This is a genomic window from Aquimonas sp. (genome assembly GCF_044377145.1).
In the GTDB taxonomy this organism is placed as follows: Bacteria; Pseudomonadota; Gammaproteobacteria; order Xanthomonadales; family Xanthomonadaceae; genus Aquimonas.
The window spans coordinates 1-11,225 of sequence record NZ_JBILJQ010000106.1; the positions used below are offsets into that span (position 1 = coordinate 1).

At 66.7% G+C, this 11,225-nt stretch carries 10 protein-coding genes and 1 pseudogene; 3 read left to right on the forward strand and 8 right to left on the reverse strand.

Annotated elements, in window-relative coordinates:
* Positions 1-324: 324 nt before the first annotated feature.
* From ACIQ7H_RS20450 to lexA, 3 genes are read right to left on the reverse strand one after another with little or no spacing between them, the layout of a single operon-like run.
* Positions 325-1,776, reverse strand: a complete 1,452-nt coding sequence (locus tag ACIQ7H_RS20450) for a Y-family DNA polymerase (protein ID WP_395795035.1) — start codon at positions 1,774-1,776, stop codon at positions 325-327.
* A 12-nt stretch (positions 1,777-1,788) separates the two neighbouring features.
* Positions 1,789-2,559 carry a translesion DNA synthesis-associated protein ImuA gene (imuA, locus tag ACIQ7H_RS20455; protein ID WP_395795037.1) on the reverse strand — a complete coding sequence of 257 codons (771 nt, stop codon included), beginning with the start codon at positions 2,557-2,559 and terminating at the stop codon, positions 1,789-1,791.
* The gene (gene lexA / locus ACIQ7H_RS20460) at positions 2,556-3,188 is read right to left on the reverse strand and encodes a transcriptional repressor LexA (protein ID WP_395795039.1); all 633 of its coding nucleotides are present in this window, start codon (positions 3,186-3,188) and stop codon (positions 2,556-2,558) included. Before lexA ends, imuA begins: the two co-directional genes overlap by 4 nt.
* 225 nt (positions 3,189-3,413) lie before the next feature.
* Between lexA and ACIQ7H_RS20465 the strand changes: the two genes are divergently transcribed.
* On the forward strand, positions 3,414-3,836 hold the full coding sequence (locus ACIQ7H_RS20465; RefSeq protein WP_395795041.1) for a VOC family protein: 423 nt from the start codon (positions 3,414-3,416) through the stop codon (positions 3,834-3,836).
* Between the two features lie 745 nt (positions 3,837-4,581).
* Complete coding sequence (locus ACIQ7H_RS20470) at positions 4,582-4,953, forward strand: hypothetical protein (RefSeq protein ID WP_395795043.1); 372 nt, start codon at positions 4,582-4,584, stop codon at positions 4,951-4,953.
* A gap of 259 nt (positions 4,954-5,212) precedes the next feature.
* Here the strand turns inward: ACIQ7H_RS20470 and ACIQ7H_RS20475 are convergent, their stop codons facing one another.
* The 5 genes and pseudogenes from ACIQ7H_RS20475 to ACIQ7H_RS20495 form a co-directional block, all read right to left on the reverse strand.
* Positions 5,213-6,454, reverse strand: coding sequence for a hypothetical protein (locus ACIQ7H_RS20475; RefSeq protein ID WP_395795045.1), 1,242 nt, complete (start codon positions 6,452-6,454; stop codon positions 5,213-5,215).
* Between the two features lie 456 nt (positions 6,455-6,910).
* Entirely contained in the window at positions 6,911-7,411 is a 501-nt protein-coding gene (locus ACIQ7H_RS20480) for a hypothetical protein (protein WP_395795047.1), read from the reverse strand.
* Between the two features lie 103 nt (positions 7,412-7,514).
* On the reverse strand, positions 7,515-8,189 hold the full coding sequence (locus ACIQ7H_RS20485; protein WP_395795049.1) for a suppressor of fused domain protein: 675 nt from the start codon (positions 8,187-8,189) through the stop codon (positions 7,515-7,517).
* A gap of 660 nt (positions 8,190-8,849) precedes the next feature.
* On the reverse strand, positions 8,850-10,208 hold the full coding sequence (locus ACIQ7H_RS20490) for an alkaline phosphatase (protein ID WP_395795050.1): 1,359 nt from the start codon (positions 10,206-10,208) through the stop codon (positions 8,850-8,852).
* A gap of 89 nt (positions 10,209-10,297) precedes the next feature.
* Positions 10,298-10,611 (reverse strand): annotated as a pseudogene (locus ACIQ7H_RS20495) (L-serine ammonia-lyase, iron-sulfur-dependent, subunit alpha); the annotation flags it as partial.
* 110 nt (positions 10,612-10,721) lie between these two features.
* On the opposite strand from ACIQ7H_RS20495, the gene ACIQ7H_RS20500 reads away from it, so the two are divergent.
* Complete coding sequence (locus ACIQ7H_RS20500; protein WP_395795052.1) at positions 10,722-11,132, forward strand: hypothetical protein; 411 nt, start codon at positions 10,722-10,724, stop codon at positions 11,130-11,132.
* Positions 11,133-11,225: the final 93 nt, after the last annotated feature.

An 11,225-nucleotide genomic window follows, 5' to 3' on the forward strand; every position in this document is an offset into this window, starting at 1 on the left:
GAGCGAGGAGACGGAGCGAGGAGACGGAGCGAGGAGACGGAGCGAGGAGACGGAGCGAGGAGACGGAGCGAGGAGACGGAGCGAGGAGACGGAGCGAGGAGACGGAGCGAGGAGACGGAGCGAGGAGCAGCGGTGCTTGCGGCTCTTGAGCCCCTCCCCCACTGGGGGAGGGGTTGGGGAGAGGGTTCGGCCAGGCCTGAACCTCCAACTCAGCCGCCCGCTGTTCGCCCATCACCCACGCACCGCTCGCCGATAACCGCACTCCCCATCCCACCGGCTCCAACCATTCCCCACTCCCCACTCCCGATTCCCGATTCCCAGCCCTCAAGCAAACCACCCCTGCAGCATCCATCCCTGCACGCTGGCCGGATCCCCCGCCGGCCGGAACGCCCAGGCGCGTTGGCCGCTGGTGGTTTCGATCAGGTAGTAGTCGCGGCGCTGGTCGGCGTCGTCCCACCAGCCGGCTTCGATGCGCTCGGGGCCGGCGATCACCATGGCGACGGCTTCGCGCAGGGCGCGCGGTTCGGGCAGCAGCCAGGTGGGGCGTGGCAGCGGACGCTGGGCGGGGTCGCGTGATCTGCGCTCGCTGACATTCTGCTGGGCGCGTTCGGGGCGTGGGTCACCGGTCAGTACCAGTTGGCTCAGGGCGTCTTCGCCGAGACGGGCGCGCAGGCGTTCGCGCAGGCCGTTCCAGGGTTCGGTCTGGCCGGGGCCGGTTTCGAACAGATCGCTGCGGGCTGGAACAAACGGTGGCAGTTCGGTCGCCAGCAGGTGCAGCGCGATGGCGGCCTTTGGCAGCGGCAGACGTTCCAGCCGGCCACGTGCAAGTTCGAACAGGCGCTGTGCTTCACGCTCGGGCGCCAGCAGGCCGACTTCGACACTGCTGGCGGCCTGGCCCTCGTGCTCCAGCGCCAGCTCGAAGCGCTGTACGCCACCGTCGCGGGCGGTCAGGAATTCGGCGAGGTCGCTGCACAGCCGGCGCAATGGAAACAGCAGCGGGGCGATGTGTTCGACTTCATAACTGAACTCGACGCGCGCCTCGAAGCGCTCCGGTGGGCGATACAGGTCCTGCGGGTCGGCGCTGTGCCCGAGCAGACGATCGAGCTGGTCCAGCAGCTCCGGCCCGAACCGCCGCGCCAACCCTGCGCGTGGCAGTGCGAACAGCTGACGCAGGCTGCGCAGGCCCATGCCGTGCAGACTGTCGGCGGCGCGCGGGCTCAGCGCCAGTGCGTCGACCGGCAGCGGGTCCAGTGCGTGCCGCAGCGGGTCCAGCCGATCCACCGCCAGGCCGTCGCGGTGGGTCGCCAGCACGCAGGCACCGGCGACCGTGGGTGCGGCGGCGATGCGGTGGCTGACCCCAAGCGCACCCAGGTCGGCGCGCAGCCGGCGTTCGAAGGCCGGCCACTGGCCGAACAGGCCGAAGCTGCGGCCGATCTCCAGCACGATGCTGTCGGTCTGCGGCAGGCAGACCATCGAGCTGTAGCGATAGGCCCAAGCCGCCAGCAGTTCGCGCAGGCGTTCGCTGTCGACAGGGCGGTGTTCGTGTGTGCGCAGATCGGCACACAGAGCCTGCGCGGCCGCCAGGCTCTGCCCGCGCTGCAGGCCGAGCCGGCGCGCGGCGGGGTTGGCATCCAGCAGCACCCGGCGCTGGGCCGGGCCGGTCAACAGGGCCAGCGGTGCCTCAGGCTCGGGGTGCTGGCGTAGCACGGCATCCAGCGCCAGCTGCGGCAGATGCACGGCGGCCCACAGGGCTGAAGGTGGCGGGGTGGCTGACATCGCGCGACCGCATCAATGCGAGGGTGACGAGGGCGAGAGCAACGGGTCGGCTGTGCGTGGACGCAGCGCCTGTACCTTCGGCGTCGTCTGTACTCGGCCGGCCAATGCGCCACATGCACGCTGCCGCCAGTGCAGGCCGCGCGCCGGTGGGTTGGCCCCGCGCGCCTTGAGCACGCGCAGCTCGCCTTCGGCGTCCAGGGTCAGCCGCAGCGCGGCTGGCGAGGTCTGGCTGGCGGCGCGCAGCGGGCGCAGGGCGATGCCCAGGCTGTGGCCGGCCTCGGCCGCCAGCTGCAGCCGGCGCAGGCCGCGTTCGTCGACGCCGCGGCCTGCATCCGGCCAGCACAGCACAGCCGCACAGCAGCCGGCGCGCAGGCATTGTTCGGCGGCCCACAGCGCCTGCTTCGGCGTGGCCTCGACGATGACGATGGCGTCGAGCTCGATCCCACACTGGACCAAGGCCGGCGCATACGGCCGATACGGCGGTGCCACCAGCACGATGCGGCCGCGGCCTTCGCTCAGGCGTGCCAGCAGCGGCAGCACCAGGCCGAGTTCGCCTTGGCCGTCGGCGGCGAACAGGATCTCGCTCATCGCCGCGCGCGGCCAGCCGCCGGTGGGCAGAAAGGCATCGAGTTCGGCCAGCCCACTGGGCTCGGCGGCACGCTGGCTGCGCGTGCTGCCGGCGCGCCACAGGCGGGGGTCGGTCAGCAGACGGGCGAGGTTGCCCGCGCTGTCCTGGCTGACCGTGGAATCCTGCGCGGTGGTGGGGGCGATCTCCGCGCTCATCGGCGACCTCCGCGTGGCGTGGGTGCGCCGGGCAGACGCAGCACGCCGACGAACAGGCCTTCGATGGCGAAGCTGTCGCCGCTCGCAGAATCGATCTCGATCGGCGCATAGGCCGGGTTTTCAGCCAGCAGCTGGATGCGCTCACCACGGCAGCGGAAGCGCTTGACGGTGATCTCGTCCTCGATCCGCGCCACCACGATCTGGCCGTTGAGCGCCTCGGGCGTGCGGTGCACCGCGATCAGGTCGCCATCGAGGATGGCGGCATCGATCATCGAATCGCCCTGCACCCGCAGCAGGAAGTGCGCGCGCGGTCGGAACAGCGCCGGGTCGATGGCGACATGGCGTTCGATATGCGCGTCGGACAGGATCGGCCGCCCGGCTGCGACCCGCCCGACCAGCGGCAGCCCGGCCTCGGCGCTGACCCCAAGCAGGCGGATGCCGCGCGCCTTGCCGGGCTTCAACTCGATCAGGCCCTTGGCCTCCAGCGCACGCAGATGATCCTGCGCCGAGCGCGCCTGGCTGAAGCCAAACGCTTGCGCGATCTCGGCCAGGCTAGGCGGCACGCCGTCCTGGGCGATGCGGGCGCTCAGAAAATCGAGGATGGCTTGCTGGCGGTCGGTGATCGGCATGGGCACAAATTTATGTGGTAGTTGGGGTGGGGGCAAGCGGGGAGGTGTGAAGAGAGCCGGGATTGGGGATTCGGGATTGGGGATTCGCAGCCGGCGGCTTGGATGGGCTGGGCAAGGCTTGGTGGATGAGCACAACGCGCTTTCGTCTCGCGGATTGAGATGGGCGCGGTGGGGCGTGGCTGAGGTGTGCGGCAGACTCGTCACCCCCACCCACGAGCCTGACCCATGACCACACCCCCACAGCTGTTCCAGTTCGCCCTGCTGGTGCGCGATTACGACGAGGCGATCGCCTGGTACACGCGGGCCTTGGGCTGGGTTTTGATCGAGGACACGCCGCGCGCGCCGGGCAAGCGCTGGGTGGTGATCGGCCAGCCGGAAGGTGTGCAGGTATTGCTGGCGCGGGCGGCCGATGAGGCGCAGGCGGCGCATATCGGTCGGCAGGGCGGCGGGCGGGTCTGGCTGTTCCTGCGCAGTGCCGATTTCGATGCCGATTACGCGCGGCTGGCGGCGGCCGGTGCGCGGTTCACCGAAACCCCGCGCAGCGAGGCCTACGGGCGGGTGGTGGTGTTCGAGGATCTGTACGGCAATCGCTGGGATCTGATCGGCGCGCCCATTACAGCGGCCGCTGACTCCTCACTGGCGGGTTAAGCCGGCGGCATAGCCGCTGCGAATCGCGTGCGCGGTGTGAGCCGTTGCGACCGGCCGGATTTTTGTCCGGCGTGCTGCCGTTTCCATCGACTTTTCTCGAAGCCGTCGGTCAAGGGCGCATTCGATGCGTCCGGCGGAGTGTGGCTTGGCCCAATCCGATCGGGCTGGCGCCGGCCCCGGTGCAACAACCGGGCTTGCCGCTGGAAGACGGGGGCATCGCACAACGGCAACGGGCAGGCGATTTCCTACGCTGCGCCGATGGCTTGCCCATGCGTGAGACACATGCCGATGGTCGGCGCTGAGGCCGCGCGCAACCCTGTGCAGCCGTTCATGCACAGGAGCGTTCCGTGCTGTGCCTCAGCGCACTGGAGGGACGCGTAACGCATCGCGCCGTCGGCACCGCCCGCTGCGGCTGCGTGCGTCCGCCGGTCTCGACGCCTGTCCTGAGCACAGTCGAAGGACCGAGGGCGAAGCGCGGGCACCCGATTTCATGCGGCCATGACCCCGCAGGGCCGCGCTCGACCCGCTGCCGGGAATCGGTGAGAAGTGACCACGCTCTACGCCGATGAGGGGCCCCGCGAAGCCGCAACCCCGCGCGCGGACGCGCGATCCGTGCCCAACACGACGTCTACACGACCGCCGGCTACCCGCCAGACTCCTCGCAAAGGGCGTTTGAACTTCCTATACCCCGATGTTGCTTGAACGCGCCTCTGGCCAGCGCCTGAAGTTGGACGAGCCGCGTGGCTTGGAGCTCGACTGGCTCGACCTTGAATACGGTAGCCAGCGACTGTTCTACCGGGTGATCGAACGGCCGAATGCGTTGGTGCTGGAAGGCGAAACCCTGCTTTATCTTGACCGCCAACGCGCCGAGTTCGGCGTGCTCGATGCCGACGCCGAATTGCCCAAGCTGCTGGCGACCGCGCCGGCCCTGCTGCTGGAACATACATACCCCTGCGCTCGCTCGATGAGTGTCTGGGGTGGCGATGCCGAGGGCGGGAGACTGCTTGAACCAGAACGCCGCCAAGCATGTTTCGCGACTGGTGCGGCCAAAAGCCGCAGCCAAACCGAAACACAGGCGGGGACGGTCAAGCCAAGAGCGGGTCAGCAAGAAAAGTGAAAAGCCCGGAACACGGGAGGAGTTTTGTCGGCCCTGTTGACACGGGCGGCGCAATGGTGGCCCCGGATTTTCTGCCCTGTGCCTTGGAATGGCTCAAGTTGAGAGCATCGACCCATCCATAGGGGCGAGTAATCGACCTTCAGAAGTCGCTTTGAGAAGCTCACATAGCTGAAGTCCCCGGCTTTGCCGGGAGAGACTTACACCCACCGAGGACTGGCGGCGCGAGCAGGCCCGCGCCGCCAGTGCGACAGTTCCGCGCTTAGCGCGCGATCTGGATCACGATGTTCTGCGTCTTGCCATCGGCCGGAACCTGTACACCGATGACATCCTGCAGGCGGTTCACATCGCTGACGGTCTTGTTGATGGCTGGGAAGCGACCAGCTTGGCCGAACAGCAGATGGGCTTCGCGGGCAGCGGAGTCCACGACGAGCAAGTCATCCTGGCCGTCGGCGTTGAAATCACCACGGCTGTGGCTGACCGTGGCAGCGGTCAGGTCGAGACCAAGGCCGCGCAGATCGGGTGCAGTTGTCGCCGTTGTCTTTGCTTCGGCCGCGCCGTTGACACCGAACGTCGAGACATGAACCCAGATAGCGGTGCTGCCGGTGCCGCCGGGACCGAAGCAGTGAATCCACTCAACCGACGTCCACGAGAAGTACCTCATGTAGGCGCCATTGGGACCGCCTACGCTGCATGAGGTCGCGTTGAACGAGTTCCAATTGATCCAGACCCAGCCTGGGGCATTAAGCCAGCTGGGACTCGCCGAGCCGAAGACCACCGGCGCTGGCGGCGGTGGTGGCGATACGGTCAGATTGGCGCTTGCCGACGTCTGCCCGCCTGGTCCGACGCAGGTAACGGTAACCGACTGGTTGTAGGACGGAGTCAGCACCGAGCTGCCTGCTGTCGTGGCCACGGAGACCGCGCCGCTGCTGCTGCAGCTGGTCGCGTATTGCGAGCTCCAGCTGAAGGTCGAACTCTGGCCGGTATAGATCGACGCTGGCGAGAAGCTGGCATTGACCAACGGCGGCGTATTCCCCGGCTGCACGGTCAGGCTTGCCGAGCCGAAACCAACCGCACCGTCCTCCACACCTTCGCAGAACACATTGGCTTGCAGGCTGGTGGTCGGGCTGAGCACCAGCGAGCCGCTGGCGCCGCCGAAATCGATGCCTGGGACGCCGGTGATTTCGCAGAACGAGGCGCCGGGGGCTCTCCAGCTGAAGGTGGTCGACTGCCCCTCAAGGATCGTGTTCGGTGCGAAGCGCGCGGTCACGCGCAAGCCCGGCAGGAGGCGATCGCGCTCGGCCATGCCGTCGGACGCGATCACAGGGCTGGCCGTTGCCAGCGTGGCGGCTGAAAGTGCAAGGAAAACAAGCACGTTTTTCATTCGTTTGTCCCGGTTGAGGTCAATGAGAACCAGTGAGCGAGGATCCTGCGCATGCGGGCGTCCGCATCTGCCGGGCACGCGCACATCAGTGCCGAATGCCACCCCGGTCGGTACGGTCATCGAAGGTGCAGGATGCGGGTTGCCACCTTGAACGCGCAGAGCACTCGGCAGTTGCACGGCTGGCGCAGATCTTCAAAGGACCTTCCCGGCAACCTCGCTCGGGCCTGCCTGATCAATCGACTGACGAGCGCTCGAATGCTCTCTGTGGGAACCCGTAGAGCATCCTACGAGTACATGTTGGAAAGTCAATGCTGATCGCATTAACGCAAAGTTACTTTTCTGAAGGACTCTGCGCGCATCGCTCAATGCTGGGCGCGCCCTGTTGCGTGGGCCGCGCGCATGGAGCATGCGTGGGATTCGGGGTCGCAACCATTTCGCTGCCCGTGTCAACAAGGCTGAGACGCTCCTCCCGTGTTCCGGGCTTCGATCCGACATCATGTATCCCTGATTCCGTTCGGCATCGAACACAGCGGGCATATGGGATCCACCGTGTGGGCCGAGCCGTCGGCCCGCGCGTCAGGGCCGCTCGCAAACCCGGTAGCCGCGCTCCGGCTCAAGCTCCGCGACGCCCGGCGGCGCCCACAGCGTGCAGAAGTGGAAGGCACCACGCTCGAAATCGCGGGTATATCGCAAGGCATCGTCGAGATCGACCTCGGGATGGGTCCTTCTCACGATCTCAAGCACGTCCCGCGGTTCGACCGCGAAGTAGGGAATGAGAAGGTGCATGGGCGGTCCGTCGATGCGCCAGAAGTAGGCCACCTGGCCGTCCACGGTGTGCCCGCCATCAAGGCGGTAGAGATGCACCCGTCGAAGCTGGCCCATGTCCACCCCATCCCGACTGCCGTCGGGTCGGTGGAGAAACAGCCGCCGCTCGGGCTCGATGTGCGTGAGCCGGTATCCGGAATACTCCGCCTTCTTCGCAGCGATGAAGCGCGCCACTTCCCTCGATGCATGCCACTGATAGGCGACGACACTCGCTGCGACAAGACACACGGCAACTACGATGCGCGCGCTCACGACCATGCACCGTCGCCCCTGAAAAGGGCGACGCCTGTGGGGCCGTGATTCGAGGGGAGCGCGTTCGTCATGGCAGGGAGGAAGGCCAGGCACGCATTTCGGGTCAGGACGGCATGGCGCGGCAGACCGATCCGCGATGGACATCCGTGACATTGGAAATGCCGGCCACCTGCAGGCGCTCGACGAGCGCCTCCGTCCCGTTCGCCTTCCCGAAGTCGAGCTCCTCGCTCGACACGCCGACCAATTCAACCAGATCGAACTTTCCGGAAGGCAGATGCTGGGTGGCTGACACGCACTGGGGGCGGACGGCAATAACACCGTCCAACACCGAACGATCGCGGTCCAAGGGCGCACGGATCGGAATGCGCGATCCGTAGCCGATCCCGGGACGATCGCCGAACTGCCCGTGCATCGTCAGGACGTGGTAGGCCATGAGCCGCTTCAGCAGGGCGATGGCCCAGTCCGACGGCTCGACCGTCTCCAGCATGAACTCGACCCCCAGCCAGGAGTACTCATCGGCCTTGTACTCGCCCGGTTCCTGCTCCCAAGGCGTCGAGCCACCGGAGGTCACGTAGAGCCACGTCGGCCTTGCCGCCGTCGGTGCGTACTCGAGGATGCCGAGATGCAGCCATCGAGGATCGCAATCCGCGCGCCCCAGCGCGGCGAAATCGCCTTGATCGAGGACGAAAATGCCACGGGACTCCACGCCGAAGAGTTGCGGATAAAGCACCTCCTCGCGGAACGCCCAGACGGATTCGAGATCGCGCGAAGAGCTCATCGCCGTGACGCCGGCTGCTCGAACGAGCCGAGCGGCACGGTCGCCCCGGATGGTGAGGTGGCCAAGGCAAGGCCCAGTGCAAGCAGACCGTTCATGTGATTCCTCTCTATCGACACCACGACACCCATCACCAAGGCACCCACGGCACCCGCTACACGCGAAGCCTAGCTGGACCCGTGCTTTCCGTTCCACGTGCCGGGCGGAACTGTCCAGGATCGCCTGCCATCCCTGACATTCTTCTTCCTCGGAATGCACCGGCTCGCCATCGAAGGCGACCGATACAACGACGCCATCCACCCTATCGATGAACTCGACGACCGTGTCTCGACCGCTGAAGTCGTACTCGATCAACCGATGGGCCATCACCCTCGTATACGTTCCCTCGAAGTCGAACCCCGAAGCACAAGATATTCGACAAGCTCACCACGATTGCCGACCCGAGCAAGCGCAACTACGACGAGTACGAGATCGAGACCGGCGGTCGCGCGGTGCAGTTGATCGTGCGTTATCAGCTCTGATGGGCGAAGGCGAAGGCGGCCTCAATCGCGCCCGCTGGTCCCGAGTTTTTGAAAGGCGGCCTTCGGGCCGCCATTCTTTTTGCAATTCTGCGGACAAAGAGAGCCGCATCGCTGCGGCTCTTTCTGCTGCGGGGAACGTGGCTCAGGGCTTGGCGTTCAGGTCTTTGTCGAACAGCCCCAAGTACAAGGCCTTGTACACCTGCGTCGCGTCGATCGTGCCTTGGATGGGCGCGGCACCCGGGCCGATGGCGCGCGCCACGGTGCCGCCGGCGCTGTCTGAATCGCTGGCCCAAGTGATGTAGAACGGAATGCGCACGCCGTTCGCGTCCGCCGGCGTCAGGAAGGGCTCGCCGTTGCTGCTGTCGAGCAGCGAGCCGCTGGCCGTGCGCGCCGGCAGCGGGCGCGGCAGGTCTTCGGGATCGTTCAAATCATCGCTGGTGGCATTCATGCCGCCGTTGTCGGAGTCGGAGGCCACTACAACCGTCAGACTCGGATTCGTCTTGGCTTCGGCCAAGGCCAGCGCAATCGCGCGATCGGCACCGGCTGCAGCTTCGAGGGTGGCCGGCGCGTTGTTCTCGCCACTCAGGTTGTCGGTGGCTTCTTCATTGCCTACGACAAAGTAGCCGTTCGGTGCGTCCTTGAAGCGCGACAGAATGAAGGCCAGCATGGTGTCGAAGCGCGGCGCCTGCACTTGGAATGCGGTGAGTCCGGCTGCGGCCAGACCGGCCTCGTCCATCTCGTTGAACGTGCCCTCGTGCGCGAACAGACCCAACACCTTGGTGGCGGTGGGCGGCAGTGCGGCCAACTCCTCGGCGGTGAACACCACGGTGTAGCCCGCCGCTTTGGCTTCTTCAATCAAATTGCGGCTGTCTTCGCGTGCACCTTCGCCGTGCACGCCCTTCACCCCTTTCGGCAGGAAGAACATTTCACCGCCGCCCAAGGCGATGTCGGGCCCGGCGGCCAGAATCTGCGCGGCGATCTCGCCTTCGTCATCACGATTGACCACCGAAGCCAAAAACGCGCCGGTGCCGGGCTCAGTCAGCGACGACGAGTTGAGAATGGCCACCTTCTTGCCGGCAGCCTTGGCTTCCACCATCAGGCTCTGCGCTTGGCCCGAGGCCGCCACCGGCACTTTGCCGCCCACCAGGCCGTAGCTCTCTAGCTCGGCGCGCACGCCATAGGCATGCGTGGTGGCGCCGGCGTTCGAGCTTTGATTCACGCTGTCCACGGTGGGGCCCACGTAAATCGCCACGTTCGGCAGCTGATCCCAGGCCAAACGACCATCCGGGCCCACGGCCATCAAGCGCGTGGCCATCCAGGTGTTGGCGCCCATGCCATCCGGGTGCAAAAAGATGGCGCTGCGCGGCGCGCTGGGCGCCGGCGGAACGCTGTCGGGGCTGGTCGCCACCTGCGCTTCGGGTGTGGAGCAGGCCGTCAGCGTGAACAGTGCCGCGACAACGGCAAGGCCCAAGACGCGGCGAAGAGGGGCGGGGTGGTTCATGGAAACGCTCCTAGGGGTGGGTGCCAGACGATAGGGTGCTTGGGTGACTTTTTCGGTACACATGGTTTTTTTGCCGGCGCGGGTGTGGCTCAGCACTCGATCACATTCGCGGCCAGCCCACCGCGGCGGGTTCCATTGTATTTGTTCTGCATATCGCGGCCGGTGTCACACGTGGTCTTGATGACCTTGTCGAGCGAGACCTTGTGGTTGCCGTCGCCGCGCGCGGCCATGCGCTGGGCGTTGATGGCTTGCAACGCCCAGCGCATGGCATTGCGTTCAATGCAGAGGATTTGCGCCAGGCCGTCAAACGGGTCGCAGGCGAGGCCCAAGCGTGTTCCATGCCGATCTCGGCGGCGCTTTCGACTTGCGAAGGCGTACCGCCCAGCGCGGCAGCAAGTCCTGCTTACACGACCGCCGGCTACCCTCCAGACTCCCCGCACCCTGCAGCGGCTGCTGAAGGAGGCCGGCGAGGCGCGCGAACGCAGGCCCATCCGGCCACCGCAGGCGCATGCCGTGCCGTTGACGACGCTGACCACCCGCGTCGGCGCGCAGCTGCACTGGTCCGATGCCGACTCTCTGCATTGCATGGTCGGCGAGAAGTACGTGAGCCGCGACCTCGGCGCCACGCGCGACGATGGTGGCGTGGCGATCGCACCGAGCGTGGTGGTTGTTCTATCGGCAACGCCGCGGCAATGGCCTCATGCGCGGGGCCGAATGGAGCCCCATGGCGCCCTGCCACTGCCCGAAGGGCCATCGCACCCCGATGCCCTGGGAGTACGGCGTCAGCTGGGCCAACCGCGCGCCGGCCAGGTCGGCGGATTCTCGCTGCATGCCGGCGTGACCGCCGAAGCACATGAGAGCCACAAGCTCGAACGCCTGTGCCGCTACATCGTAAGCGTCCGCCCACCTCACCTTCCTTCCTGATCTGATTCTCCCGACCGTCTCCGGTTTCCCCAACGGAGGACCGGTCGATGGCATGTTTGGAGGTGCGGCGGTGGCGGTCGCATGTGCGCTCGC